Source organism: Sulfitobacter aestuariivivens (genome assembly GCF_014763045.1).
GTDB lineage: Bacteria > Pseudomonadota > Alphaproteobacteria > Rhodobacterales > Rhodobacteraceae > Sulfitobacter > Sulfitobacter aestuariivivens.
The window spans coordinates 834845-860251 of sequence record NZ_JACTAG010000002.1 but is presented as its reverse complement, the minus strand read 5'-3'; the positions used below and the strand labels follow the sequence as shown (position 1 = coordinate 860251).

Below are 25407 nucleotides of genomic sequence, written 5' to 3'. Positions count from 1 at the left end.
GTCATTCTCCCGGTACCAGGGCACCCATATTGGGCGCTCTTGTGTCTTCTATGATCCGTGCGGCCATCACGGCGGCGGCGACAAAAATGAGGGCTTCGGCGGTAAAGACGGTGGCAAAGGCCGCGCCGTCCGCCATCTGGCTGCGCATGATATCCACGGCGGCGGCACCCATGAGCCCGCCAAAGCCTGCGGCGATGGCTTGTGCCGCACCCCAAAGGCCCATGCGCGTGCCTTCACGTTGGCCGCGCCCCTGGCTGGCAAGCGCCATCATTGATCCGATGGCGGCGACAGCAAACATGCCGTTGAAAAATCCGAGGACCACGACGAGCGGTGTCAGCGGCAGAGGCGTTGCCGCAATTCCGGCCCAGGCGATCAACGCGAGCCCGCCGGCCGAACCAAGACATCCCGCGATGACCCAGCTGCGTAGCGCCCCCCATTTGAACCCGGTTGCGGCGATGCCGACCGTCAGCATGCCCAGAAAGACGCCACCATTTTGCGCACCGCTCAGCGATGTGGACTGGCCGGGCGTAAAGGCAAAGACCAGACCCGCGTAGGGCTCAAGTATCAGTTCCTGCATGAAGTACGCGTTCATCGACAGAAACACGAAGAGGGTAAAGTTGCGGGCCTTGGGTTCGGCCCAGATCTCGCGCAGTCCCTCAAGGAAGGGTGTCGGTGTCTCGGGGCGGGCAGCGGTCACGCGGCGTTCAATTCGGCCAACGGCGAGCACGGTCATCATGGTGGCAAGTGTGACGACAACAGCAACGACACTGAGCAGGCGCGCGGGTGAATAGGGGTCAAGAAAGCTGCCTGCAAGCCCGGCGGTCATCGCGATGCCAAAGATCATCATCAGCCAGGTGATGGTGGCCGCCGCCGCGCGACGTTCCGGTGCGGTGGCCGTGGCCAGCAGGGCCAGGAGGGACGTGCCGGATGCGCCAACACCGATACCGATAAGGGCATAGGCCAAAACCGAGAGGGACAGGGCCAGAACATAGCTTTGCGCAAAAAGTGTCACACCCAGCGCAGCGCCAAAGCCGCCAACGGCCAGGATCATCATCCCGCCGATGATCCACCGGGTACGGTTACCGCCCGTGTCGGACGTAAAGCCCCAGCGGGGGCGGGACAGCTGAATACCATAGTGCAAACCCACCAGTGCGCCGGGCAGGATCGCGGGGAGAGCAAATTCCACCACCATCAGGCGGTTCAGGGTCGAGGTGGTCAGCACTACAATGGCCCCCAAGGCCATCTGCACCAGTCCAAGCCGGGCGATCTGTGTCCAGCTGAGGGTCACGTGCCCAACCCCCGCAACGCGAAGGCGGCGATCATCATGCCCGCGACATAAAGCGTGACACCCGTGCCGTTGTACCAGGGTGCGCGGCCTTTGGGGTCGCGCAGCAGAACGCGCATCGCGGCGAACTGCGCTAGCAACAATGCGGCAATGGCCGCACCGTGCAGTGGCTTGCCCCAGCTGAAGAGCAGGGCAATGACAATCATCTGCGGTGCGGTCATGATGGCGCAAGCGACACGTGCGGCGCGATCTGGCCCCAAAGTCACGGGAAGGGAGTTCACGCCTGTTGCGCGGTCACCTTCAAGCGCCTTGAAATCATTCAGCGTCATGATGCCATGTGCGCCGATGGCATAGAGCGCGGCGATCAGCACCACAGGCCACGCAGGCGATCCCGCAGCAAGAACGGCGGCACCTGTGAACCACGGCAACCCTTCGTAGCACAGACCCACAAGGCCCGGGCCCCACCAGCCGGATCGTTTGAGCCGAACGGGTTCTGCCGAATAGGCCCAGGCTGCCGCGACACCAAGGATGGTCGCGCCAAAGCCCCATGGACCAAGTTGATAGCCGACGAGCACTGACAGCACCGACATCGCCAGCGCTATCCACAGGCCCCAGCGGCCCGGAATGCGCCCGGACGGGATCGGGCGGTCGGGTTCATTGATTGCATCCACGTGGCGGTCGCACCAGTCATTGGCGGCCTGGCTCATGCCGCAGACGATGGGACCTGCGAGCAACAGACCCAGCACGACCATGAGCCATTGCCCGGAGGGCGAAACCCCCGAAGAGACCACGCCGCACAGGTAAGCCCACATCGGTGGAAACCATGTGATCGGCTTGATCAGCCGCAGCATGGCAGCGGGCTCCGGCAATCGGCGGACGGGCAGGGTGGCGGTTGCAGACATACTGTAAGTCTAGCCTTACAGTTAGCCATTCATCAAGTGTAATGTTATATTGACAGTCGCCTTAGCGGAGGGTCGAAATCTGGCGGTTTTGCCAAAGGGATTCGATGATCTCCTGTGCCGACCTGAAGTCATGTGCCTGACCATCGACATCCATCAGATCAATGGCTTTCCCAGCGACCGCGCAGATGTTGCCGCTGACCACAATCGCTGATTCCGGCTGGTTTATATTCAGGGCCACGACCAGCTTTGCGAGATGAGGCAGCGCACGATCGCTCGCCGCAGACACCCCGACGACCGCGGCGCGGGTCTGGTGCGCGTGATCCACAAGGGCGTCATGATCCAAATCCGTCTTCAGGTCGATGTCCCACCCTGAATTTCGGAAAAGATCAGCCGCCATGCTGATCCCGAGATGATGATCCTCACCCGGGACGCAGGCAAATAGGGCCGTCTTGCGGGCGGACGGCGCATCACGACTGACAAACAGGGGACGCAGCCCCCGCATGATGGCGTAAATGTGCCCGGTGCCGATGGTGACATCGACAAAGGATATGCGGTCTTGTTCCCACCATGTACCCAGTTGCAGTGCGGCAGACTGAAGATAGACAAGGTAAACGGTTTCGGCTGTTGCCCCATCGGCCCGGATCTGATGCACGAAATCAATACCGGCCTGTGCGTCGCGCGACATCAGGGCACGGCTGAGCAGGGCAATCTTTTCCGGAGAGGGGGATTCAAGGTCGTGCTGCCGGGCCAATGATTGTTTTTGCAGGCGCAGGATCACCTCGCGCGCCAGCATTTCAACCGAATTTTTCGGCAGGATGTTGCGCAGAGATGTGACCTTGGCAAACGTCTGGTTGTAGACGTCGTCACTGAACGACAATGAGTCGTCGCTTGAGTCTGTCATGTGTCCCCCTAGCGCAGCTTGGCTAGGGCTGCCCGTCAGGGTCAAGAATACCTGAGCAGACGATTCGCGCAACAGGTTCACGGCAGAGTTGCAGTATACTGCCTATTTTCTGCGGGCGCTTAGATGGTGTGTCCGCGAAACGGCAGACAAATAGGCGCTTTGGCGATCGGCTAGTCTGTGGTGTCAGTACCGCCAGATTTAAGCAGGTCATACTTGCGCAACTTTACGTAGAGTGACTGCCGCGACAGGCCGAGCATTTCAGAAGCAGCGACCCGGTTGTTGGACGTCAGCTCGACCGCCGTTTCGATGCAAAGCTTTTCAACCACATCCGTCGTCTGGGCCACGATTTCGCGCAATGACTGACTGCCGATCAGATCGATGACAGACTGGTTGTTCACATCGTCGCCACCCTGCGCAGTGGCGCGCACGGTTTCGGTACGGCTGACATCCCGGATGACCAATGCAAAGACGGCGTCTTTGCCCGCGCGCACCCGACAGGTCGACACTTCGACCGGGCGTTCTGCGCCGAATTCTGTGCTGATACGGGTGGCATAGATGCGCATCGCGCCGGCGCGGGCTGCGTTTTCCAGAATGACATTCAGATCAACGCTCCCGCGGCTGAAGAATTCCGAAAGAGACCGGCCTTGCAGGCTGCTGCGATCGCTGACATCGGTCATATTCTGAAAGGCGTCATTGGCGCTTAGGATGCGCCCATCGCTGCGGACAAAGACAATGCCGTCCAGCCCGTGATCATAAAGGCTGGCCAGATGACCGCCGAGCGTTTCAGCCTGCGCTTCGCTTCCGGTCGCGGGCAGGATCCGGCACATCATCACCTGCTCTCCGCCAGAGCGGAATACGAAAGGTCGGATCAGATAGGCGCGCCCGCCGGTCTTGCTTTGCGCCTCGACGGTCGGATCGGCCTTGTCGCCCGCCGCCTCTGCCAGCCTCTCCAGCAGCTCCCCGGTGTGGTGGGTGCGAAAGTGGCGTTCAAGCGTGGTGCCTGAAAGATCGGGGCCGGCCTTGTCCAGCAGGGACTTTGCCGCGGCATTATATTCGTGGATCGTGCCATCGGTCTGCGACACAAAAACGATCGCCTCTTCGATGGAGGACATGAGCGCGCGGAACCGCGTGTCGTGATCGCGCTGGGTCTCATAGTCTTTTTCCAGCGTGATCTGGGCGGCCACCAGTTGCTGCTGCATTTCTGCAATGGGTCGCAGATCCCGGCCAAGAAGCAGAATGGAGCCATCGTGCCCGAGATCATGGATGCTGTAGCGCACCGGGAATTCGGGGTGGGCTGCGGTTGCGGAATGGTTCAGCTCGACCGTGAGTGCCGAGGAAGGATCCTGCAAATGCTGCTCGAGCCGCTGATCGAACTTCGGGATACTTTCAACCGTCAGTGTGTCGCGGATTTGCGCGCCCTCGAACTGCTTGAGCTTGGACTTGGGGCGAAATCCGGGGCTGGCCATGATGCCAACGATCTGCCCGGTTCGGGACAGGATCAGGGCCATGTCAGAAACGCGTGCGATAATGTCGGTGACCGTGTCAGGCGCGATCTTTGGAACAAGTCCGCTGACCCAGGCGCTTTCCGTCTCAAGCCTCATTGCGCAGCCCGCGGTCGACAAAGCGTCAGCGCCTGTGTCCAGTCGCGCATCGCGTGGTCTGCGCCAATCATCTCACATATGTCCTCTTGATGGTCCAGAACACTGCCTCCGAGCGCGATCGGCATCTCAGCTGTGGTCTCCCGTGCGACTTGGACCAGTTCTTGGAGGGTTTCAAGGCTTTCGCTTGGCGAAGCTGAAATCATCAGTGCGTCGGGCCGCAGTTTTTCCAGGCAAGCCGCGAGTTGGGAAGCGGTAGTATCGAGTTCGAGCACAGTGTTCGCGCCACCCCGGCGCAGTTGGCCGGCAAAGATCGTCGCACCAAGCATGTGCTGCGCACCGTGCGGCACGACAACCAGCGCGGTACCCAATGTCGGGACGGTTTCATGCGGGGTGCACCACATGGGATCGAGCCGCCGCAGCAAACCCTGCAGTCGCGCGGATCCAATGGACACGCGGGTGAAGTCCAGAATGTCGTCGCACCAGTCGGCGCCAAGCTGGCGCGCGACGGCAGGAATGTAATGGTCGGATATTTCAGTATCCCTGACCCCGGCCTTGCGCATGACCGCAAGAACTTCGTCCACATCCGCAGGGTCAGCGCTGGTTACGGAGCGGCATAATTGTTCAGCAAACAATGGGCGCGGCGTATTGGCCGCTGGCCGGGTCGTGACACGACCCCCGCCGCTGACCATCGACAATGCTTTGAGCGCAAAACGATCAACGCCTCGCGCAGGCAAAGTGGCGGTCTTCTCCGCGTTTCGCTGCATTCATTGCTCCCAGTCGTCGTGCTGGTCCGTCGGTTGTCGGGTTCGATTTAAGCAATTCCCCCGAACATCGTCCACTTTCAGCGATATATTGTCAATTCACGCTGACATATTGATGTTTCTCGCCAGAAGATTGTTTAATCACAATGGATAACGCGAGATTTCTTTGCATCTCTGTGGCGAATTCATGTGTAAATCAAAGTTGACACATCGGGTCGACCCTGCCAATTTCAAAGGAACGATTGGCAGGGGGGAGGCCGGATGGAACACCACGTCACGACATCGTCAGCGCTTTATACTCCGCAGCAGCGTGCGCGCCGCGACGCGACGATATGGACCGTGGTTCAGGGTGTTCTGGCCCCGCTCCAATTTCTTGTCTTTGCGGTCTCTCTGGTGCTCGTCCTGCGCTATCTCCTGACCGGGGATGGCTATGCCATTGCAACTGCCTCCGTGGTGTTGAAAACCGCAATTCTGTACCTGATCATGATCACCGGTGCGATCTGGGAAAAGGTGGTCTTCGGGCAGTATCTTTTCGCCCCCGCGTTCTTTTGGGAAGACGTGTTCAGTTTTGGCGTAATCGCCCTGCATACCCTTTATTTGGTTGGACTTTTCTCGGGCGCGATGACGCCGCAGGCCCTGATGATCACGGCACTCCTGGCCTATGGGGCCTACGTGATCAACGCGGTGCAATTTCTGCTGAAACTGCGTGCGGCGCGGCTCGGCGGGCAGGTGGTGTCATGAATGATCAATCCCCACCTCCGCCATCGCTGGGTTGCCGCGATCAGCCGGTGCTCAAACAGCGCGGCCAGCGCGAAGTTTTTTGCGGGCTGACGGGGATCATCTGGCTGCACCGGAAAATTCAGGACGCCTTCTTTCTGGTGGTCGGCAGCCGCACCTGCGCGCACCTGCTACAAAGCGCTGCGGGGGTGATGATCTTTGCGGAGCCACGATTCGGGACGGCGATTCTCGAAGAATCGGACCTCGCCGGATTGAACGACGCCCACGCAGAACTTGACCGCGAGGTTGAGCGCCTGCTTGCGCGTCGTCCCGATATCCGGCAGCTGTTTCTTGTCGGCTCCTGCCCGTCCGAAGTGATCAAGCTGGATCTCAGCCGCGCGGCTGAACGTCTGACCCAGCAATTCGCGCCCAAGGTGCGGGTGCTGGAATATTCAGGATCCGGGATCGAGACGACGTTTACCCAAGGCGAAGATGCCTGTCTTGCCTCCATGGTTCCTGTGCTGCCCGAAACCGATGCGCGGGAACTGTTGGTTGTCGGTGCGTTGCCCGACGTGGTCGAAGACCAGATGCTTAGCCTGTTGGATGATCTGGGCATCGGGCCTGTCCGTGTCTTGCCTGCGCGCAATATCGACGCGGAAATGGGTGTTGGGGCCAACACGGTCTATGCACTGACCCAGCCCTTCCTGAGTGACACGCATGCCGCCCTTACCCGCCGCGGTGCGCGCCATATCCCGGCGCCCTTTCCGCTGGGCGAAGAGGGCACAACGGCCTGGCTTGCCGCGGTCGCTGCTGAGTTTGGGGTGGATGCGGAAACATTTGCCCATGTCACCGACGCACCCCGCCGCCGCGCGCAACAGGCGGTCTCGCAAGCCGCCGATGTTCTGCACGACAAAACCATATTTTTCTTTCCGGACAGCCAGTTGGAGATCCCGTTGGCCCGGTTCCTGACCCGTGAATGCGGGATGACCGCGCTCGAGGTGGGCTCCCCCTATATTCACGATGCCTTGCACGGCCCCGATCTGGATCTGTTGCCCGCCGGGCCGCAGATTTCCGAGGGCCAGGACGTGGACCTGCAACTGGACCGATGCCGCGCGGCCCAGCCCGATCTCACGGTGTGTGGTCTCGGGCTTGCTAACCCGCTCGAGGCGGAAGGTCTCAGCACCAAATGGGCCATCGAATTGGTGTTCACCCCGGTGCACTTTTACGAACAGGCCGGCGATCTGGCAGCCCTCTTTGCGCGCCCGCTGCGCCGCAAGACGAAATTGGGGATTGCCGCCGCATGACCCTTCAATGTTCCAAAAATATGCAAATCCCGACGGTGGCTTCATGAAGCTGACGGTCTGGACATACGAAGGCCCCCCACATGTTGGCGCCATGCGCGTGGCCACGGGCATGAAGGGCCTGCATTACGTCCTGCACGCGCCTCAGGGCGACACCTATGCCGACCTGCTGTTCACCATGATCGAACGGCGCGATCACCGCCCGCCTGTGACGTACACCACATTTCAGGCACGCGACCTGGGCAGCGACACGGCAGGGCTTTTCAAGCAGGCCTGTCAGGATGCCTATGACCGGTTCAAGCCGGAGGCCATCATCGTTGGCGCGTCCTGCACGGCCGAGCTTATCCAGGATGATCCCGGCGGGCTGGCCGAAACGATGGGCCTGCCCGTTCCCGTTATTCCGCTGGAATTGCCCAGCTACCAGCGCAAGGAAAACTTTGGCGCTGACGAGACGTTTTTCCAGATCGTCCGGCATCTGGCCGCGCCCATGGCAAAGACCGCGCGCGTGTCGTGCAACATCATCGGCCCGACCGCGCTGGGCTTTCGCCACCGCGACGACGTGGCAGAGATCACCAACCTGTTGTTCGAGCTGGGCATCGAGGTGAACGTGGTCGCCCCCATGGGTGCCACCCCATCTGACATTGGCCGCATGGCGCAGGCCCATTTCAACGTGCTGCTTTATCCCGAAACCGGCGAACAGGCCGCGCGCTATTGCGAACGCACGTTCGATCAGCCCTATACGAAAACCATCCCCATCGGGTCTGGCGCGACAAAGGACTTTATCGCGGAAGTGCGCGCGCTTTCCGGGTCGGATGCGCCGCTGGACGATACCCGTGCGCGTCAGCGCTGGTGGGCGGCGTCTGTTGACAGCACCTACCTGACGGGTAAGCGCGTCTTTATCTTCGGGGACGGTACGCACGTGCAGGCGGCTGCGCGCGTGGCACGCGATGAGATGGGTTTCGAGGTTGCGGGCATCGGCTGCTACAACCGTGAATTTGCCCGACCTGTCCGCGCGCTGGCCAAAGAATTTGGCGTCGAGGCTTTGATCACGGATGATTACCTTGAAGTCGAGAAGGTCATTGAGGCGCTTCAGCCCGAAATGATTTTGGGCACCCAGATGGAGCGTCATATCGGCAAGCGTCTGGGCATCCCCTGCGCGGTGATTTCTGCGCCTGTGCATGTGCAGGATTTCCCCGCGCGCTATTCCCCGCAGATGGGGTTCGAAGGGGCCAATGTGCTTTTCGATACCTGGGTGCATCCGCTGGTTATGGGGCTGGAAGAGCATCTGTTGCACATGTTCCGCGAGGATTTCGAATTCAACGATGCCGCCGGGCCAAGCCATCATGGCGGTCATGCGCCTGCGGCGAGCGTGGATGGGGGGCCAGCCCCCCAGACCCCCCGGGATATTTCCGGCCTGCAAAAGAATCCGGGCGAGGTTATCTGGCTTGATACCGCTGAGCGTGAGTTGAAGAAGATCCCGTTTTTTGTGCGCGGCAAGGCGCGGCGGAATACCGAGAGTTTTGCCGCAGAAAGGGGGCTGAACGAGATCAGCCTCGACACACTTTACGAAGCGAAGGCCCATTTTGCGCGATGAAGTGATGCATACCCCCTACAACGTCGTTCTTGTGACGTTGGATCGCCATGCGGCGGGGCCTGCTGCGCGCGTGGGTCCAAAGCTGGCGCTCGCGTATCCGGGTCTGGCGTTGAAAATTCATGCCGCTGCAGAGTGGGGCAAAGATGCGGACGCGCTTGCCGCGGCCAAGGCGGATATTGCCACGGCGGACATCGTCGTGAGTTCGGTCATTTTTCTGGAGGACCACATCAAGGCCATCCTGCCTGATCTTGAAGCGCGCCGGGATGGATGCGACGCGATGGTTGGCATCATTGCCGATGAGGCGATTGTCCGGCTCACCCGCATGGGCGATCTGGACATGGCAAAGCCCGCAACCGGTGTGATGGCGCTGCTCAAGAAACTGAAACCGGCAAAGAAGGGCGGTACTTCTGGTGCGGGGCAGATGAAGATGCTGCGTCGCCTGCCCAAGATCCTGGGGTTGATCCCCGGCAAGGCGCAGGATCTGCGCGCCTGGTTCTTGACCATGCAATATTGGTTGGGCGGATCGGACGACAATATTGAGAACCTGATCCGGTTTTTGATCTCCCGCTATGCCCGCAATCCGATGTGGCAGGGAAGTGACGCCGCATTGCCGGTCGAGTACCCCGATTGTGGTCTGTATCATCCCGATTTGCCTGGCCACAGGATCACAACTGATCCGGCTGAATTGCCTGTAAAAGGCGATGGTCCGGTGATCGGCCTGTTGATGCTGCGCAGCTATATTCTTGCGTCTGACACCGCACATTACGACCATGTAATTCGCACGTTCGAGGCCAGGGGCATGCGTGTTATTCCAGCCTTTGCAGGCGGTCTGGACGCGCGGCCTGCGGTTGAGGCCTATCACGCGGGCCAGATCGATGCGCTGGTTTCTTTGACAGGGTTCAGCCTTGTCGGAGGCCCTGCGTATAATGACAACGAAGCGGCGATTGATATGCTGCAGGGGCTGGATGTGCCCTATATCTCGGCACAGCCGCTGGAATTTCAGACTATCGAGCAGTGGGATGCCGGGCATCAGGGGCTGAGCCCGATTGAAACCACGATGCTGATCGCCCTGCCCGAACTTGACGGGGCGACCAACCCGACGGTTTTTGCGGGGCGCCACGATCCGCAGTCCACCAACGACATCCGCGCCATGGCGCCGTGCTGCGAGCGCATCGATGCGCTGGTGGACAAGACCGCACGGCTGGCCCGGCTGCGGCGCTTGGATAACGCAAAAAAAACGGCTGCAATCGTGCTCTTTGGGTTTCCGCCCAATGCCGGGGCGGTAGGGACTGCGGCGTATCTGTCGGTCTTTGAAAGTCTGTTCAACACGTTGCACCAGATGGCGGGAGAGGGGTACGACCTGTGCCCGCCCGCATCGGTTGAGGCACTGCGCGAAGCGGTGCTGGGCGGCAACGCGCAAAACTACGGTCAGGATGCCAATGTCGCCGCGCGCGTGAGTGCGGACCAGATCGTCGCCAGTACCCCCTGGCTGGATGAGATCGAAGCCACATGGGGCCCTGCGCCGGGCAAGGTGCAATCCAACGGGCGTGAGGTTTTCGTTCTGGGCGCGCAGTTCGGCAATGTGTTTGTCGGTGTACAGCCCACCTTCGGCTATGAGGGCGACCCGATGCGTCTGCTCTTTGAGCGTGGATTTGCCCCGACGCATGCCTTCAGCGCGTTTTATCAATACCTCAAGCACGATTTGCGGGCCGATGTGGTGCTGCATTTCGGCATGCATGGCGCGCTGGAATTCATGCCGGGCAAGCAGAACGGATTGGGGGGCGCGGATTGGCCTGACCGGCTGATGGGCAATATGCCCAACGTCTATCTTTATGCGGCCAACAACCCGTCCGAGGCGACGCTGGCCAAGCGCCGTGCCAATGCCGTGACGGTCACGCATCTGACACCGCCTTTGCAGAATGCGGGGCTTTATCGCGGGCTGGCGGACCTGAAGGAAAGCCTGACCCGGTGGCGCAGTCTTGACGCGGATGATGACCAGACGGGCCTGGCAGAGTTGATTGCAGCACAGGCCGATGCGGTTGATCTGGATGGTCGGGACCCCGAAACCCTTTGGCTGAAGCTTTTGGAGACCGAAAATGCCCTGATCCCCGATGGGCTGCACATCGTGGGCAAACCCAGTTGTGGGGACAAGCTGGATACGTTGCTGGACCAAATGGCGTTGGAGACGGATGAGGATCGCGCAAAGGCACGTGCGCATCTCAGCACGGACAGTGAATTGCCGGCCCTGATGCGGGCGATGAACGGTCAATACATTGCACCGGTTCCCGGTGGCGATGTGATCCGTGCGCCGGAAATCCTGCCCACGGGTCGCAATATTCATGCCTTTGATCCGTTCCGCATGCCCACGGCAGAAGCCATGCTGTCAGGTGCACGGCAGGCCGAGGAATTGTTGCGGACCCATGCCGCCGTGCCGCGCACTGTGGCTTTGGTGCTTTGGGGGTCCGACAACATTAAATCCAATGGCGGGCCGATTGCGCAGGCGTTGTCACTGATGGGGGCGACGCCCCGCTTTGACAACCATGGCCGCCTTTGCGGGGCGGATCTGGTCCCGCTGGATGTGCTGGGGCGCGCGCGGGTCGATGTTGTGATGACCCTTTCGGGCATTTTCCGTGACCTGCTGCCTTTGCAGATGAAGCTGCTGGCGGATGCGGCCCTGCAATGCGCGATGGCTGAGGAACCGGCGGCGCTCAACCCCATTCGCGCCCATGCGCTGGCTTTCATGGAGGCGGAAGGCGTGGATATCGAGACCGCTGCCTTGCGGGTCTTTTCCAACGCGGAAGGGGCCTATGGGTCGAATGTCAATCAGCTGGTCGACAGTTCTGCATTTGAGGATGAGAACGATCTGGCGGATGCATATCAGGCCCGCAAGAGTTTCGCATATGGGCTGGATGGTGAGGCAAGGCAGCAGACCGGACTTTTGGAGGCGACCCTGCGTGAGGTCGATCTGGCTTATCAGAACCTTGAATCGATTGAGCTGGGCGTCACGACCGTCGATCACTATTTCGACACGCTTGGCGGTATCGCGTCGGCGGTGAAGCGGGCCAAGGGCGGTGCGGATACGCCGATCTACATCGGGGATCAGACCCGTGGCGGGACCCGGGTGCGGACGCTGACCGATCAGGTGGCGCTGGAGACACGCAGCCGCAGCCTGAACCCGAAGTTCTTTGAGCCTTTGTTGCAGCATGGTCATGAAGGTGTGCGCATGATCGAGGCGCATATCACCAACACGGTTGGCTGGTCTGCCACGACGGGCAAGGTGGACGCTTGGGTCTACCAGCGCCTGTCGGAAACATTTGTGCTGGATGATGCGATGCGCAAGCGGCTTTCGGATCTCAATCCGCAGGCATCCATGCGCATGGCCAACCGGCTGCTTGAAGCTTCGGATCGTCAGTACTGGACGCCGGATGATGATACGCTGGCTGCCCTGCAGAATGCGGCGGATGCCATTGAAGACAGACTTGAAGGGATTGCGGCAGAATGAGGGGAACGTGTTCAGTTTGCTGCTGTAAGACCGAGGGGCCAGCCCCTCGGGCTCCCCGGGATAATTTTAGCCAGAAGATGATTATCGCGAGACGCGATAGGGAAGGGACTGTGCCATGGCGCCGCTAGACAAAGGGGTTCCGCAGTTGCGGGGTCAGGACGGAGAGGGTTCGGTGCAGGTGCATCAGGATACCTCGATGAAGATTGAGGGGGCCAAGGTTTTCTCAGTGTACGGCAAGGGCGGCATTGGGAAATCGACGACGTCGTCGAACCTGTCGGCGGCATTTTCCAAGCTGGGAAAGCGCGTGCTGCAGATTGGCTGTGACCCCAAGCACGACAGCACGTTTACCCTGACCGGGACGCTGGTGCCCACGGTGATCGATATCCTCAAGGAAGTCGATTTTCATGCGGAGGAATTGCGCGCCGAGGATTTCGTGTTCGAAGGGTTCAACGGTGTGAAATGTGTGGAGGCCGGTGGGCCGCCTGCGGGCACAGGGTGCGGCGGGTATGTCGTCGGGCAGACCGTCAAATTACTAAAGCAGCACCATCTGCTGGATGACACCGATGTGGTGATCTTTGATGTCCTGGGTGACGTCGTCTGCGGTGGTTTTGCGGCCCCTTTGCAGCATGCTGACCGGGCGTTGATTGTCACGGCCAATGACTTTGACAGCATCTATGCGATGAACCGGATCATCGCCGCCGTGCAGGCCAAATCGGTCAACTACAAGGTGCGGCTGGCGGGGTGTGTCGCAAACCGGTCCAAGGACACCGACGAAGTGGATCGCTATTGCAAGACGGTGGGCTTCAACCGGATTGCGCATATGCCTGATCTGGATGCCATCCGCCGCTCACGTCTCAAGAAGAAGACGCTGTTTGAGATGGACATGGATGACGACATCGCGGCTGTGCAAAAGGAATACATCCGGCTGGCCGAGACGCTGTGGAACGGGACAGAGCCGCTGGCGCCCGCGCCGCTGCCTGATCGGGAGATCTTTGAGCTTTTGGGATTTGACTGATGACCTATGAGGCCACACGCCAGCGGGTCGAGACCTATTTCGACCGCACCGCGACCCGGACTTGGGAGCGTCTGACGTCGGATGCACCCGTATCGGGCATTCGCGCGACCGTGCGGGCGGGGCGGGACCAGATGCGGGCCTTGATCCTTGATCAGCTGCCCGCTGATCTGCGCGGGGTGCGGGTGCTGGACGCGGGCTGTGGTACGGGTGCGCTGGCGTTTGAGCTGGCGGCGCGCGGTGCGGATGTCGTAGGGGTTGATATCTCACCCCAGCTGATCGACATCGCCAAGCGGCGCACGCCGGATCGAGTGCGCGGATCGCTGACGTTTCAGGCGGGTGACATGCTGGATAAGCGGCACGGTGCGTTTGACCATGTCGTCGCCATGGACAGTCTCATCTATTATAGCGAACAAGACATCGCTGCGATCCTTGAGGGGATCGCGCCGCGATTGCGCGGACAGATGGTGTTTACCGTGGCGCCGCGCACGCGCTTGCTGATGGCGATGTGGCGACTGGGCAAGCTGTTTCCGAAATCTGACCGCTCGCCAACCATGGTGCCGCACTCGCCGATGCGGCTGGCCGCGGCGCTGGGCCGGGGGCGGTTGCGCGACATTGATCGCGTGACGTCGGGCTTCTACATTTCCAACGCGCTGGAGTATCGCCCATGATCGGGCGCAAGGTCATCAAGGGCATGACGCTCAGGATGCTGCCGTTTGCGGATGCGGCGAGCGGGGAGTTGCCGGTTGGGCAGTTGCTGCGCTTGTCATTGTTCCAGATCAGTGTCGGGATGGCGTCGGTGCTGCTGCTCGGCACGCTCAACCGGGTGATGATTGTAGAGCTAAGCGTGATGGCCTGGATCGTGGCGATCATGATTGCGATCCCGGTGCTGGTGGCCCCTTTCCGGGCGCTGCTGGGATTCCGGTCTGACACCTACCGCTCCGCGATTGGATGGAAGCGTATCCCGTATCTGTGGTTCGGCTCCCTTTGGCAGTTTGGTGGTCTTGCGATCATGCCGATGGGGCTCTTGGTGTTGTCGGGCGATCAGGTTGCGGGCCCTGAATGGGCCGGTGAAGTGGGTGCGGCACTGGCGTTTCTGTTGACGGGCCTTGGCATGCACATGACCCAGACCGCTGGTCTGGCGCTGGCTGCCGACCGGGCGACCGAGGAAACGAGGCCACGGGTTGTCGCACTGCTGTATGTGATGTTCCTGATTGGCGTGGGGGTATCTGCGGTGCTGATCGGGACGTTGTTACGCGACTTCAGTGCGCTACGGCTGGTGCAGGTGGTGCAGGGGGCGGCGGTGGTGACCATCGCGCTGAATGTCATCGCGCTGTGGAAGCAGGAGCGGGTCAACCCGATGACCAAGGCTGAGCGTGCAGCGCCCCGGCCTCAGTTCCGGGATGCCTGGGCGGATCTGACACGCGATAGCAGTGCGGCCCGACTGCTGGTTGTGGTGTTCATTGGCACGCTTGCCTTCAACATGCAGGACGTGCTGCTTGAGCCTTATGGCGGCGAAGTACTGGGGCTGTCGGTTTCGGCGACCACGCTGCTGACCGCGATGTGGGCTGCGGGCGCTTTGCTGGGCTTTGGGTTTGCGGCGCGGTGGCTCAAGAAAGGGATCATTCCCTACCGTATGGCGGCGCGGGGCATTTTGGTCGGGCTGGTCGGTTTCTGTGCGGTGATCTTTGCCGCCCCCATGGTCAGCGGCGCACTGTTCTTTGCGGGTGCCTTTGGTATCGGCCTTGGTGGCGGGCTTTTTGCTGTCGCGACGCTAACGGCGGCGATGACGCTGGACACCACGGGCGTTGCGGGCAAGGGCCTGGCGCTGGGTGCCTGGGGGGCGGCCCAGGCCACAGCGGCGGGTGTGTCGATTTTCATGGGCGGCGCGCTGCGCGATGTCATTAACATGGCGGCGACCAACGGGTCGCTTGGCGATGCGCTGCAGTCCAATGCCACGGGATACTCGGTGGTTTACCACATCGAGATCGCGCTTCTTTTCATCACGCTTGTTGCACTGGGGCCTTTGGTCAAGGCCCGCGCGATGGGCACCGCATCGACGCGCCCGATGGCGCTGGCGGATTTCCCAACATGACCAAGATGACACCGAACGGAGGACACCAACATGGTTGGCACTGAATTTTTCGGAAACTTCGATCTGGCAAGCGCCGCGATCTGGCTGTTCTGGATCTTTTTCGCGCTGCTGATTTTCTACCTGCAGACAGAGAACATGCGCGAGGGTTATCCGCTTGAGACAGACGATGGGCAAACCGCCCCGAACCAGGGCCCGTTCCCTGTGCCCAAGGACAAGACGTTTATCCTGCCGCATGACCGGGGGGAGCTGACAGTGCCATCGGGCCAGCGCGGCGATCGCAGCGATCTGGCGATGGAGCAGACGTCGAAAGCGGCAGGATCGCCCTTTGTGCCAACTGGTGATCCGATGGTCGACGGTATCGGCCCTGCCGCATGGGCACCCCGGCGGGATGTGCCGGAACTGGATGCGCATGGGCATGCCAAGATCAAGCCGATGTCATCCCTGCCTGACTTTGCAGTTTCCGCCGGGCGTGACCCGCGCGGCAAGGTGGTGGTGACAGGTGACGGCGAGGTGATCGGCCGTGTGACCGATATGTGGGTGGATGTGCCAGAGCAGCTGGTGCGGTTCCTTACCATGGACCTGAACCCCGAAGGCTCTGGCAAGACGCGCCTCATCCCTATCAACTTTGCCCGCGTGCAAAGTGACCGGGTGACCGTGCGGTCGATCTATGCCGAACAGGCCGAGGGGATCCCCACCATCAAGGGGACCGATGAGGTCACGCTGCTCGAAGAAGAAAAGATCATGGCCTACTACGGTGGCGGCACGCTTTATGCCGATCCTGCCCGATCAGAGCCTTGTATCTAAAACCACGAAAGCCGGGCAGGCCAGCCACCTGCCCGACACAACCGCGCTGCCACGAGGGACAAAAGATGCATCACGACGATTTCAAATTCGAACCGGTTCGCGGCCTGCCAGAGGCCTTGCCGGCAGATGAACACATCATCTGGCAGGGCGCGCCGCGCCCGTTACAGCTGGCCAAGGATGCCTGGGCGCTCAATTGGGTGATCGGGTACTTTGTGTTGTTGGCGGTCTGGCGCGTCGGGGTGTCCTCGACCACCGTTCCCCTGACAGAAGCCATGGGCCACGGGGTGCCGCTGTTGCTTGGCGGTCTGGTTGCCGCATTGTTGTTGATCGGGATGTCCTATGTGCAGGCGCGGTCCACGGTTTACACGCTGACCAACAAGCGCGCCTGCATGCGCATTGGTGCGGCACTGACCATGACGCTGAATCTGCCCTATGTGTGCATCGGCACCGCGCAGGTGGGCGCACGGCGCAACGGGTCGGGTATCATCGCGTTTGAGCTGATTGGCGACACGCGGTTAAGCTATTTGATGACATGGCCGCATGTGCGCCCGTGGTACATGGCCCGCACGCAACCTGCGTTCCGGTCAATACCGGATGCAGCGCGGGTGGCCGCGCTCTTTGCCGAAGCGGCCGAAACCCGTTTGTCAGAGCCGAAAGTGACCCGGCTTGATGCAGAACAAGGCGCCCATGGCGCCATCGCGGCGGAGTAGGATCATGGCCCAGACATCTTCTCTTGCCAACCAGATGAAGCACCGCGACCGCGAGATGGTGCCGCGCTTTCTGGTGCAGGCCATGTTCGGTCTGATGATCGCCTCGCTGGCGCTGGTTGCCTATGCGCAACTGACGGATCAGCCCCAACGCGGGGTCCCCGTGCACAGTGACATCGTGGCAGAGCGCAGCATCACGCTGGCTGGCACGCGCAGCGACGGCGTGGCCGTTCTGAACGCGGCGGGCACGCAAATTGCGCATTCCACCGCCGACAAGGCCGGGTTCATTGACGTGATCTGGGTCGGTGTGATGCGAGAACGCAAAATACAGGGCGCACCGCTGGATGCGCCCGTGCGGCTGGTGCGCCGCGCCAACGGGCATACCGCCATTATTGACGATACCACCAACTGGTCCATCGAACTGATCGGATACGGCCAGGACAATGTCGCAGCTTTCGCCAGGCTGATCGACTGAACCAAACTGAAAGGGACTAAACATGGGATTTTTGACACGAAGTAAGGAAACCGCGCCGTGCACTGTGACGATCAGCCATCGTTTCGAGGAACTGTCGGCACACGTGAAATTCAACAACGGGGCCGTCGTGAACCCGGGCGATTCGGTGCTGGTGCACGGCGCTGAGATCATGGCCCCCTATGGCGAAGTGGTCGAGGAAGATCGCACTGCCACCATCACTCGTGCGTCCAAGCTCGAACAGCTCTGGACCCGCGCGACCGGTGACTTTGAGTTCATGGAGCTTTGCGAGTTCTCCTTTTCAGAGGAGGTACTGTCATGAACGCGCAGTCACCCTTGCATTCGGCAGACGCGGCCACCGCAGAAGAGGCCATCGCGGCGCAAGACGCGCTCGATACGCCGATGACATCCGAGAAGGCAACCGAAGTGGCGATGCAGAACACGCTGCTGACGCCACGATTCTACACAACGGATTTTGACGAAATGGACGCGATTGATGTCTCGCCCGTACGCGCGGACTGGGACAAGCTGATCAATCAGATGAAATCAGACCCTAATAAAGGCCATTTCAAGAAAAACGAGGACTGGGATACCGTTGACTGGGATGGGATGGAGCCTGCGCTTAAGGCAGAGTTCATCGACTTCCTGATCTCATCCTGCACGGCAGAATTCTCTGGCTGTGTGCTTTACAAGGAAATGAAGCGACGCGGGTCGAACGCGGATATCACAACGCTGTTTCAGCTGATGGCCCGCGACGAGGCCCGCCATGCGGGGTTCATCAACGATGCCCTGCGCGAGGCTGGTATTCGCGTGAACCTCGGGTTTCTCACCCAGCAAAAGAAGTACACCTACTTCCGCCCCAAGTTCATCTACTATGCGACCTATCTGTCCGAGAAGATCGGGTATGCCCGTTACATCACCATCTTCCGCCATCTGGAGGCCCATCCGGAACATCGGTTCCACCCGATATTCAAATGGTTCCGCGAGTGGTGCAATGATGAGTTTTCCCACGGCGAGGCGTTTGCCCTGCTGATGAAAACAGACCCTAAACTGACGGAAAGCTTTACCAACAAGCTGTGGATCAAGTTTTTCCTGACGGCGGTGTATTCCACCATGTGGGTCCGCGATCATCAGCGGCCATTGTTTCACGAGGCGCTTGGGGTCGACGTGACCTGGTATGGACAGGAGGTATTCCGCAAGACGTCGGAGATCTCCAAGCAGGTCTTTCCCTTCACCCTGGACATTGAGCATCGGCGCTGGCGCAAGAACCTGGACCGGATGGAAGCCGCCAGCCGCCAGATCGCGGCGGCCAAGAAACGCGGTGGCGTGGGCGGCATGATCAGCCGTGTCGTTGGCATGGCCAAGGCGGCGACGGCGTTCGTTTCGGTTCTGACCATCCCTGCCATTCACAACGCGGTGCCCGAAAACCCGCGCCTGCAACCGGCGTATTGACCCGATGACCTTCGCTTCGCCCTTCATCGCAGCTGGCATTGCCGTTTTCGCCTGGTGGTTCTTCACCGGGGCGATCCTTTTGGTGGTGCGGCGCGCGGATGGGGGCGATGCGGTGGCGCATGGACGCAATGTTTTTCTAAGCGTGCCTTTGCTGGCGCTGGGGGCGGCAGGCGTTGTGGTGTCAGCAAGTGCGTTGACCGTGACCAACGCCTATGTCGCGTTCTTCAGTGTCTTGCTGATCTGGGGCTGGATTGAACTGGCCTTCCTCAGCGGTGTCATCACCGGGTCAGAGCGTCGCGCCTGCCCTGACGGGCTGACCGGTGCCGCGCGGTTTGAGCGCGCATGGCGCACGATATCGCATCACGAGCTTTTGCTGCTGGCCGCCCTGGCGTTGATCACGCTGGCAACGGCAGGGGCAGAGAATACCATTGGGTTCTGGACCTACGTCATCCTTTTCGTGGCGCGCATTTCGGCAAAGCTGAACCTCTTTTTCGGTGTGCCGCGCATCAATACCGAATTCGTGCCGCAGCCTTTGCAGCACCTCAAATCCTATTTCCGGCAAGGGCCGATCACAGCGGCCTTTCCTATCGGCGTGACGTTTCTGAGCATCACTGCCGTCTGCTTTGCAGAGCGGTGGATTTCAGCAACCGATCCGGCGGCGACAGCCGGTTTCGCCCTCCTCACAGCAATGGCCACGCTCGCGGCTATTGAGCATTGGCTGATGGTAGTGCCCCTGCCTGATGCAAAACTCTGGCGCTGGATGCTGCCCAGCCCGCCCACGACAAGACAGGATATTCCCGATGAACTTTGACGCATTATTCCAAACCCAAATCGATGCGCTGAAAGAGGAAGGCAACTACCGCTATTTTGCCGAACTTGAGCGCAAATGCGGGAAGTTTCCCAAGGCTGCCAATCACGTCGATGGCGAAAAGCGGGATGTAACTGTGTGGTGTTCCAACGATTACCTGGGCATGGGGCAGAACCCGCTGACCATCGCGGCGATGTGCGAAGCGGTTCAACGCACTGGCACGGGCGCGGGCGGCACGCGCAACATTTCCGGCACCAACCATGACCATCTATTGCTGGAGGCAGAATTGGCCGATCTGCATGGTAAGGAAGCGGCGCTTTTGTTCACCTCTGGTTACGTGTCCAACTGGGCCGCTCTATCCTGTCTGGGCAGCCGGCTGGAAAACTGCGTGATCCTGAGCGACGCAGGCAACCATGCGTCGATGATTGAGGGCATCCGGCATTCCAAGGCTAAAAAGGTGATCTGGAAGCACAACGACGTGGCTGATCTGGAGGCCAAGCTGCAGGCGCTGCCTGCCAACGTGCCCAAGATCGTCGCATTTGAAAGTGTCTATTCCATGGATGGCGACATCTGCCCCATGCGCGAGATTGTCGAGGTGGCCGAAAAGTATGGCGCCATGACCTATCTTGACGAGGTTCACGCCGTTGGCCTTTACGGCCCGCGTGGCGGAGGTGTGAGCGAACGCGAGGGCCTTGCAGATCGGATCACCCTGATCGAGGGCACGCTGGGCAAGGCATACGGTGTGGTGGGGGGATATATCACGGGGTCTGCGGCACTGTGCGATTTTATCCGCAGTTTCGCCTCCGGCTTCATCTTCACTACGGCCCTGCCGCCTGCAGTTGCTGCTGCTGCGCGGGCGTCGATCATGCATCTCAAGACCAGCCGGGACGAGCGAATTCGCCAACGCGCGCAGGTCAAGAAGTTGCGCGATGGATTGGACCGGGCAGGCATTCCGCACATGATGAACGAAAGTCATATCGTGCCGGTGATGATCAAGGACCCGGTCAAGACACGGATGCTGGCGGATTATCTGATGGACGAATGGGGCATCTACGTGCAACCCATCAACTATCCCACCGTCCCAAAGGGAACAGAGCGCCTGCGCTTTACCCCGTCGCCGCTGCACAGTGATGAAGATATCGCACATCTTCTGAACGCGCTGACGCACCTGTGGAAGCAGTGCGCGGTCAGCCATGCGGTGGCCTGATTTCGCTAGTTAGGGTCTAGAAATGCCTTGATATGCCCTGCCACAAGCGGGGCATTTTCTTCATGTGCCAAATGGCCAAGGTCGGGCAGGTTTATCACCCGCGCATGGGGCATCTGCGACGCTGCGCGCTGACTTGTCGCCGGGCGCACCGTCTTGTCATTTTCGCCCGCAATCAGCAGGCAATCGGAGGGGTGTTGGGGCAGGCGTTCCAACAGCGGATCAAGATCCCATTGCGCCATCATCTGGAGCGTTGCATCCACGTGTGTCCTGTCACTGACCAGCGCCTGATAGAAGACCAGTTCTTCCCGCGGCAATCGGGAGCCGGTGCTGTCGATCAAACGTTTTACCGCATTGGGATTGGCGTTTGTCGCGGCAAAAAGATCGGCCACCATCGGCATCACGGAAAGTGCCTTGGCTAGAATCGGAAAAAGCACGCCGGATACCCCTTCAAACGGGGCGAGGGCGGCGTTGATACCAATGACCACGGGTGCGGGTTTCATTTGCTCTGCCATCCGCAGGGCAATTGCAGCCCCTGCAGAGTGGCCAACCAGCGCCTTGGGTCGCCACCCTTCGGCGGTGACGAGTTTTGCGATGTCTTCCGCCATCGCCTCCAGCCCGCACCGTTGCCGGGCCCCAAGCTGGGTAAACCCTTGGCCGGGAAGGTCGATGGCGACCACGTGAAAGGATTTGGACAGCAGCGGAAACAAATGCCGCCAGCTTTGGGTGGCGCCCCCCGCCCCATGCAGCAGGATCAGGGTTTTGCCCTTGCCTGCCTCTTGCACATGCCAACGGTGGGGTTTGCACAGCACAAAGCGGGAGAGGTCGGCCATGGGCCATGTGTCCGCATGGCGCTTCCAGTCCATCGTCAGCTGGCCAGCTGTGCATCAACCGCACGGCTGAGTTGCTGTGCGTCCGCGCGGGGCAGAGCCAGATAGCTGCCGCCCAGCGCATCCGCCAGATCCCGCAGGCCTGAGGTTGGTCTGTTGCCGGTGTCGATCACGATGGATTGCGTGCCACTACCCCGCAGCGCGCGCGCCACGGCTTGCGCATCTGACGCAGCCTGCGCGCGGTCTGCTGTCCCGTCGCGCGCAATATTCGCGCGGCCATCTGTCAGCAAAACGACCACTGGCGTCAGGCCCTTGCGCGCGCAGACATCCGCCAGTTCCTGTGCGGCTTCAAGACCGGCGGCCAGGGGGGTCGCCCCACCGCCGGGCAGCGAGGCCAGACGCCGCTTTGTCTGCACCAGCGAGCGGGTCGGCGGGAGCAAAAGCTCTGCCTCGGTGCCTCTGAACGCCACCAGCGCCACATGATCACGGCGGGCATAGGCCTGCCCCAATAGCAGTTCAACAGCGCCCTTTGCCTCACCCAATCGCGCGATGGCGGCAGAGCCGGACGCGTCGACCGTGAAAATCAACAGCCGATCCGAAAGGTTCTGATACCGCTTATGGCGCAGATCAGAGGGCCGGATATGCGCGCCCTTGTGGTCAGGGCGAGCCTGCTTGCGGATGGTCTGCCAGGGCAGAGCTGCACGCAGTGTGGCCATCAGATCGACCCGCGCGTCTGACCGCGTTGTCCGGGTGTTGCGCGCGGGCAGGGGCCTGCCACGTCGGTTGCCGATCTTGCGTGCACCAGCACCAGCGCCCGATCCTGTGCGAATATTTTGCCCTGTCTGCAGCTTGTCCAACATGTCTGTCGGCAAGACGGCCTGGACGGCGTCCAGCAGCATCTCGTCGGGCATATCCGGCAAGGATTCCGGGGTTTGGGACGCTTGGTCCTCCGGGATATCTGGCGGCGGCGTGTCTTGTGTGTCCTCTGTCGGCAACTGTGTGGCGCGGGGGGCAAGGACAAGGGCAATCGCTGTATGAATGTCCTCTTCGGTCACCGCGTTGCGATCATTCAATGCGGCGTGCGCTTTGGCGGCGCGCAGGGCAAATCCAACGGCACGCAAGCTACGAATACCGAGCCTTACCGCGACATCAACCAAGAGTTCGATGCTGTCGTCAGGAGCAGATATCCTCTTTGTCAGAGACTGTTTCGGTGCAAGAAGGATCTTCCCGATGTCGCCCATCGCCAGCCCGTCCAAATGCAACTGGAATGCCAGCCGGTCTGACAGACTTTCGGGTACCGTTTCATCCTCCAGCCCTTCATCCATCGCGATCAGAATGTGCCCGTCTTGTGCGTCCAGTGACGCACCAAGGCGCGCTGCAAGGTAAGGCTCCACGCGTTCGGCCATTGCGAGCGTCAGAATACTTGGCGCGCGATCAAGCAAACCGCGTGTTTGGGTCAGCGCGCCATGTTGAAGGGTTGCCGTCAGATCAACCCCGCCATCGATCTGTTCGGGGCTCATCGCGGGGTGCAGGCGCAGCGCAGGGTGCGGAAGGGACGCTGCGGCGTCGACAAAGGCTTGCCGTGCCGGACCGGCCCGCGCGCGCAGGTGGATGCCGCCCAGCATCGGGTCAATCGCCAGCAGCGCCAGCGCCGTCATCGCCCGATCCCAGGCGTCGGTCATGCGCCCAGCACTTCCTGCAAGATCCGTGTGACGCGCGTCCCTGAACCGGCGTCATCCAGCGGGTCACGGCGCAGACGGTGGCGCAGGGCAAGGGCTGCCACATCCCGCACGTGGCCGCGTGTCAGGGCCGTGTCATCGCGGTAGGCGGCATAAGCCCGGGCGGCCTTGAGCAGCGTCAGCTCCCCACGCAAGCCATCTGCGCCCAATTCGACACACAAGGTTGCAACGTCGCGCAGGGTCTGGTCAGGGGTTTTCAGCTTGGTAAGCGCCTTTCGGGCAGACGTGATCCGATCCCGCAGCGCCGCATCTTCTGCCTGCCAGCGCAGCATGAAGGCCGCGTGATCATTGTCATAGGCATCGCGGCGCTTGATCACCTCGATGCGTTCGTCAATGTCTGTGGGCGAGGCCACATCGACCGACAGGCCAAACCGGTCCAGCAGTTGCGGGCGCAACTCGCCCTCTTCTGGGTTGCCGGAGCCCACCAGCACAAAGCGCGCGGCATGACGAATGGAAAGGCCCTCGCGTTCCACCACGTTTTCGCCTGACTGTGCTACGTCCAGCAAAAGATCAACGATGTGATCTTCCAGCAGATTGACCTCATCAATATAGAGGTATCCGCGGTTCGCGCGTGCAAGTAATCCGGGCTGAAACGCCTTTTCGCCCTTTGTCAGAGCCTTTTCAATGTCCAGTGCGCCTGTGACGCGATCCTCGGAAACACCAAGCGGCAGGTCGACGACCGGCGTGGGGATTTCATGTGTCCGGCGCGCTTTCACGCCGGCCCAATCCGGGCAATCTGCGGGTTTGGCGCTGTTCACCGGGCAGCCTTTGACGGCCTTGATTGGGGGCAACAGGGACGCAAGAGCGCGCACCGCAGTAGATTTGCCCGTGCCACGGTCGCCAAAGACCAGAACGCCGCCGATGGAGGGATCAATGGCCGTCAGGATCATCGCGCGTTTCATGTCGGTCTGGCCGACGATGGCGGAGAAGGGAAAGGGCTGTTTCATGACGCGTCCAGTCGGGCAAGAGGTGAGGTGCCGCCCCAGCTGCCTTCTTCAGACAACAGCGAAAAGCGGGCATAGAGTTCTTCGCGAAACCAACCTTCGCTGCGGACAGCGCTGATCGCTTCGGCATGCGGGCCTGTACGGGCAAACCCGTTCATTGTCTGAGTATCCGGCCAGATCGAAAAGGTAACCTGATGCAGCCAGGGGACTTCGCCGATGCCCGCCTTGAAGATGACATTGGGGTCCTTGCCGATCATGGCCGATATGTCAGGCACGCGGCCCCAGAACCGCCCAAGAATGCCGGGACGGATTGTGGCACGGGTCAGGGCAGCGACGGGGCCTTCTTTCCGGGTCGTCCCGACCTCAAATGGGGCCTGACCGGACCATGCGCCCCGCACGGATGCGGTGTTCATGTAGATAGTCCAGTTTTCGCCCGACCTGCGGCGATATTTTTCGAAAACGGTCGCTTCTGCGATCGTGGATTTTGCTGTTTCCAGATCGGGCCATGTGGCCAGAATGGCGTAGACACTTAGGTTGGGCTTGGGCGTGAACCCTTCGCCCGTGCCTGACCCGCACAGCTTCCAAAAGCCAATGCCCGGGACACGGGACATGCCGCGCCGCGCCAAACCCATCATCGCAAACGCCCATAGGCGAGCGGCAGGTGTGTCAAAGCGAAAGAAGCTGAGGCTGACGACCTGAGGCATGAACGAGAATCCCGATACTGTCAGGACAAGTTTACACAAGATGGGAAAGTTGGAAAGGTGCCACGGATAGAT

At 60.8% G+C, this 25407-nt stretch carries 23 protein-coding genes; 14 read left to right on the top strand and 9 right to left on the bottom strand.

Annotation, left to right across the window (positions count from 1 at the left end):
* Position 1: 1 nt before the first annotated feature.
* The 5 genes from H9Q16_RS14010 to H9Q16_RS13990 all read right to left on the bottom strand — a co-directional run bounded on the left by H9Q16_RS14010 (position 2) and on the right by H9Q16_RS13990 (position 5453).
* The gene (locus H9Q16_RS14010; RefSeq protein WP_191076045.1) at positions 2-1288 is read right to left on the bottom strand and encodes an MFS transporter; all 1287 of its coding nucleotides are present in this window, start codon (positions 1286-1288) and stop codon (positions 2-4) included.
* Entirely contained in the window at positions 1285-2187 is a 903-nt protein-coding gene (gene chlG / locus H9Q16_RS14005) for a chlorophyll synthase ChlG (RefSeq protein ID WP_191076044.1), read from the bottom strand. The genes H9Q16_RS14010 and chlG overlap by 4 nt, the downstream gene beginning before the upstream one ends.
* 61 nt (positions 2188-2248) lie before the next feature.
* A complete protein-coding gene (locus H9Q16_RS14000; protein WP_191076043.1) occupies positions 2249-3088 on the bottom strand; it encodes a cobalamin B12-binding domain-containing protein in 840 nt (279 codons plus the stop codon).
* 170 nt (positions 3089-3258) lie between these two features.
* A complete protein-coding gene (gene ppsR, locus H9Q16_RS13995; protein ID WP_191076042.1) occupies positions 3259-4689 on the bottom strand; it encodes a transcriptional regulator PpsR in 1431 nt (476 codons plus the stop codon).
* Complete coding sequence (locus H9Q16_RS13990; RefSeq protein WP_191076041.1) at positions 4686-5453, bottom strand: cobalamin B12-binding domain-containing protein; 768 nt, start codon at positions 5451-5453, stop codon at positions 4686-4688. The genes ppsR and H9Q16_RS13990 overlap by 4 nt, the downstream gene beginning before the upstream one ends.
* 258 nt (positions 5454-5711) lie before the next feature.
* Between H9Q16_RS13990 and bchF the strand changes: the two genes are divergently transcribed.
* The 14 genes from bchF (at position 5712) to hemA (ending at position 21121) form a co-directional block, all read left to right on the top strand.
* Complete coding sequence (gene bchF, locus H9Q16_RS13985) at positions 5712-6191, top strand: 2-vinyl bacteriochlorophyllide hydratase (protein ID WP_191076040.1); 480 nt, start codon at positions 5712-5714, stop codon at positions 6189-6191.
* Positions 6188-7471, top strand: coding sequence for a ferredoxin:protochlorophyllide reductase (ATP-dependent) subunit N (locus tag H9Q16_RS13980; protein ID WP_191076039.1), 1284 nt, complete (start codon positions 6188-6190; stop codon positions 7469-7471). Before bchF ends, H9Q16_RS13980 begins: the two co-directional genes overlap by 4 nt.
* A 43-nt stretch (positions 7472-7514) precedes the next feature.
* Positions 7515-9062: a ferredoxin:protochlorophyllide reductase (ATP-dependent) subunit B gene (gene bchB, locus H9Q16_RS13975; RefSeq protein WP_191076804.1), complete on the top strand. Its 1548-nt coding sequence runs from the start codon at positions 7515-7517 to the stop codon at positions 9060-9062.
* Positions 9063-9066: 4 nt separating this feature from the next.
* On the top strand, positions 9067-12564 hold the full coding sequence (locus tag H9Q16_RS13970) for a cobaltochelatase subunit CobN (RefSeq protein ID WP_191076038.1): 3498 nt from the start codon (positions 9067-9069) through the stop codon (positions 12562-12564).
* A 115-nt stretch (positions 12565-12679) separates the two neighbouring features.
* A complete protein-coding gene (gene bchL / locus H9Q16_RS13965) occupies positions 12680-13579 on the top strand; it encodes a ferredoxin:protochlorophyllide reductase (ATP-dependent) iron-sulfur ATP-binding protein (RefSeq protein WP_191076037.1) in 900 nt (299 codons plus the stop codon).
* On the top strand, positions 13579-14247 hold the full coding sequence (bchM, locus tag H9Q16_RS13960) for a magnesium protoporphyrin IX methyltransferase (RefSeq protein ID WP_191076036.1): 669 nt from the start codon (positions 13579-13581) through the stop codon (positions 14245-14247). The genes bchL and bchM overlap by 1 nt, the downstream gene beginning before the upstream one ends.
* Positions 14244-15671, top strand: a complete 1428-nt coding sequence (locus H9Q16_RS13955; protein WP_191076035.1) for a PucC family protein — start codon at positions 14244-14246, stop codon at positions 15669-15671. Before bchM ends, H9Q16_RS13955 begins: the two co-directional genes overlap by 4 nt.
* Before the next feature lie 30 nt (positions 15672-15701).
* Positions 15702-16475: a photosynthetic reaction center subunit H gene (gene puhA, locus H9Q16_RS13950; RefSeq protein WP_191076034.1), complete on the top strand. Its 774-nt coding sequence runs from the start codon at positions 15702-15704 to the stop codon at positions 16473-16475.
* A gap of 65 nt (positions 16476-16540) precedes the next feature.
* Positions 16541-17185, top strand: coding sequence for a photosynthetic complex putative assembly protein PuhB (gene puhB, locus H9Q16_RS13945; protein WP_191076033.1), 645 nt, complete (start codon positions 16541-16543; stop codon positions 17183-17185).
* 4 nt (positions 17186-17189) lie between these two features.
* Complete coding sequence (puhC, locus tag H9Q16_RS13940; protein ID WP_191076032.1) at positions 17190-17657, top strand: photosynthetic complex assembly protein PuhC; 468 nt, start codon at positions 17190-17192, stop codon at positions 17655-17657.
* 22 nt (positions 17658-17679) lie between these two features.
* Positions 17680-17976: a hypothetical protein gene (locus H9Q16_RS13935; protein ID WP_191076031.1), complete on the top strand. Its 297-nt coding sequence runs from the start codon at positions 17680-17682 to the stop codon at positions 17974-17976.
* Positions 17973-19106: a magnesium-protoporphyrin IX monomethyl ester (oxidative) cyclase gene (gene acsF, locus H9Q16_RS13930; protein ID WP_191076030.1), complete on the top strand. Its 1134-nt coding sequence runs from the start codon at positions 17973-17975 to the stop codon at positions 19104-19106. The genes H9Q16_RS13935 and acsF overlap by 4 nt, the downstream gene beginning before the upstream one ends.
* Before the next feature lie 4 nt (positions 19107-19110).
* Positions 19111-19917, top strand: a complete 807-nt coding sequence (puhE, locus tag H9Q16_RS13925; protein ID WP_191076029.1) for a putative photosynthetic complex assembly protein PuhE — start codon at positions 19111-19113, stop codon at positions 19915-19917.
* A complete protein-coding gene (gene hemA, locus H9Q16_RS13920; RefSeq protein ID WP_191076028.1) occupies positions 19907-21121 on the top strand; it encodes a 5-aminolevulinate synthase in 1215 nt (404 codons plus the stop codon). The genes puhE and hemA overlap by 11 nt, the downstream gene beginning before the upstream one ends.
* A gap of 5 nt (positions 21122-21126) precedes the next feature.
* On the opposite strand, the gene bchO is transcribed toward hemA, so the two are convergent.
* From bchO to crtA, 4 genes are read right to left on the bottom strand one after another with little or no spacing between them, the layout of a single operon-like run.
* Positions 21127-21951 (bottom strand): alpha/beta fold hydrolase BchO, encoded by an 825-nt coding sequence (gene bchO, locus H9Q16_RS13915; RefSeq protein WP_246455751.1) that lies wholly within the window; start codon positions 21949-21951, stop codon positions 21127-21129.
* A gap of 35 nt (positions 21952-21986) precedes the next feature.
* Entirely contained in the window at positions 21987-23630 is a 1644-nt protein-coding gene (locus H9Q16_RS13910) for a magnesium chelatase subunit D (RefSeq protein WP_191076026.1), read from the bottom strand.
* Entirely contained in the window at positions 23627-24634 is a 1008-nt protein-coding gene (gene bchI, locus H9Q16_RS13905; protein ID WP_191076025.1) for a magnesium chelatase ATPase subunit I, read from the bottom strand. Before bchI ends, H9Q16_RS13910 begins: the two co-directional genes overlap by 4 nt.
* Positions 24631-25335 (bottom strand): spheroidene monooxygenase, encoded by a 705-nt coding sequence (gene crtA / locus H9Q16_RS13900; RefSeq protein ID WP_191076024.1) that lies wholly within the window; start codon positions 25333-25335, stop codon positions 24631-24633. Before crtA ends, bchI begins: the two co-directional genes overlap by 4 nt.
* Positions 25336-25407: the final 72 nt, after the last annotated feature.

What these genes read in the sequence shown, in the direction of transcription:
- puhA (WP_191076034.1), top strand. Translation starts at nt 15,702, where the DNA reads ATGGTTGGCACTGAATTTTTCGGAAACTTCGATCTGGCAAGCGCCGCG.
- bchF (WP_191076040.1), top strand. Translation starts at nt 5,712, where the DNA reads ATGGAACACCACGTCACGACATCGTCAGCGCTTTATACTCCGCAGCAG.
- bchL (WP_191076037.1), top strand. Translation starts at nt 12,680, where the DNA reads ATGGCGCCGCTAGACAAAGGGGTTCCGCAGTTGCGGGGTCAGGACGGA.
- H9Q16_RS14000 (WP_191076043.1), bottom strand. Translation starts at nt 3,088, where the DNA reads ATGACAGACTCAAGCGACGACTCATTGTCGTTCAGTGACGACGTCTAC.
- bchO (WP_246455751.1), bottom strand. Translation starts at nt 21,951, where the DNA reads ATGGCCGACCTCTCCCGCTTTGTGCTGTGCAAACCCCACCGTTGGCAT.
- puhB (WP_191076033.1), top strand. Translation starts at nt 16,541, where the DNA reads ATGCATCACGACGATTTCAAATTCGAACCGGTTCGCGGCCTGCCAGAG.
- hemA (WP_191076028.1), top strand. Translation starts at nt 19,907, where the DNA reads ATGAACTTTGACGCATTATTCCAAACCCAAATCGATGCGCTGAAAGAG.
- chlG (WP_191076044.1), bottom strand. Translation starts at nt 2,187, where the DNA reads ATGTCTGCAACCGCCACCCTGCCCGTCCGCCGATTGCCGGAGCCCGCT.
- crtA (WP_191076024.1), bottom strand. Translation starts at nt 25,335, where the DNA reads ATGCCTCAGGTCGTCAGCCTCAGCTTCTTTCGCTTTGACACACCTGCC.
- H9Q16_RS13935 (WP_191076031.1), top strand. Translation starts at nt 17,680, where the DNA reads ATGGGATTTTTGACACGAAGTAAGGAAACCGCGCCGTGCACTGTGACG.
- bchI (WP_191076025.1), bottom strand. Translation starts at nt 24,634, where the DNA reads ATGAAACAGCCCTTTCCCTTCTCCGCCATCGTCGGCCAGACCGACATG.
- puhE (WP_191076029.1), top strand. Translation starts at nt 19,111, where the DNA reads ATGACCTTCGCTTCGCCCTTCATCGCAGCTGGCATTGCCGTTTTCGCC.
- H9Q16_RS13955 (WP_191076035.1), top strand. Translation starts at nt 14,244, where the DNA reads ATGATCGGGCGCAAGGTCATCAAGGGCATGACGCTCAGGATGCTGCCG.
- H9Q16_RS13990 (WP_191076041.1), bottom strand. Translation starts at nt 5,453, where the DNA reads ATGCAGCGAAACGCGGAGAAGACCGCCACTTTGCCTGCGCGAGGCGTT.
- H9Q16_RS13910 (WP_191076026.1), bottom strand. Translation starts at nt 23,630, where the DNA reads ATGACCGACGCCTGGGATCGGGCGATGACGGCGCTGGCGCTGCTGGCG.
- H9Q16_RS13980 (WP_191076039.1), top strand. Translation starts at nt 6,188, where the DNA reads ATGAATGATCAATCCCCACCTCCGCCATCGCTGGGTTGCCGCGATCAG.
- acsF (WP_191076030.1), top strand. Translation starts at nt 17,973, where the DNA reads ATGAACGCGCAGTCACCCTTGCATTCGGCAGACGCGGCCACCGCAGAA.
- bchM (WP_191076036.1), top strand. Translation starts at nt 13,579, where the DNA reads ATGACCTATGAGGCCACACGCCAGCGGGTCGAGACCTATTTCGACCGC.
- bchB (WP_191076804.1), top strand. Translation starts at nt 7,515, where the DNA reads ATGAAGCTGACGGTCTGGACATACGAAGGCCCCCCACATGTTGGCGCC.
- puhC (WP_191076032.1), top strand. Translation starts at nt 17,190, where the DNA reads ATGGCCCAGACATCTTCTCTTGCCAACCAGATGAAGCACCGCGACCGC.
- ppsR (WP_191076042.1), bottom strand. Translation starts at nt 4,689, where the DNA reads ATGAGGCTTGAGACGGAAAGCGCCTGGGTCAGCGGACTTGTTCCAAAG.
- H9Q16_RS13970 (WP_191076038.1), top strand. Translation starts at nt 9,067, where the DNA reads ATGCATACCCCCTACAACGTCGTTCTTGTGACGTTGGATCGCCATGCG.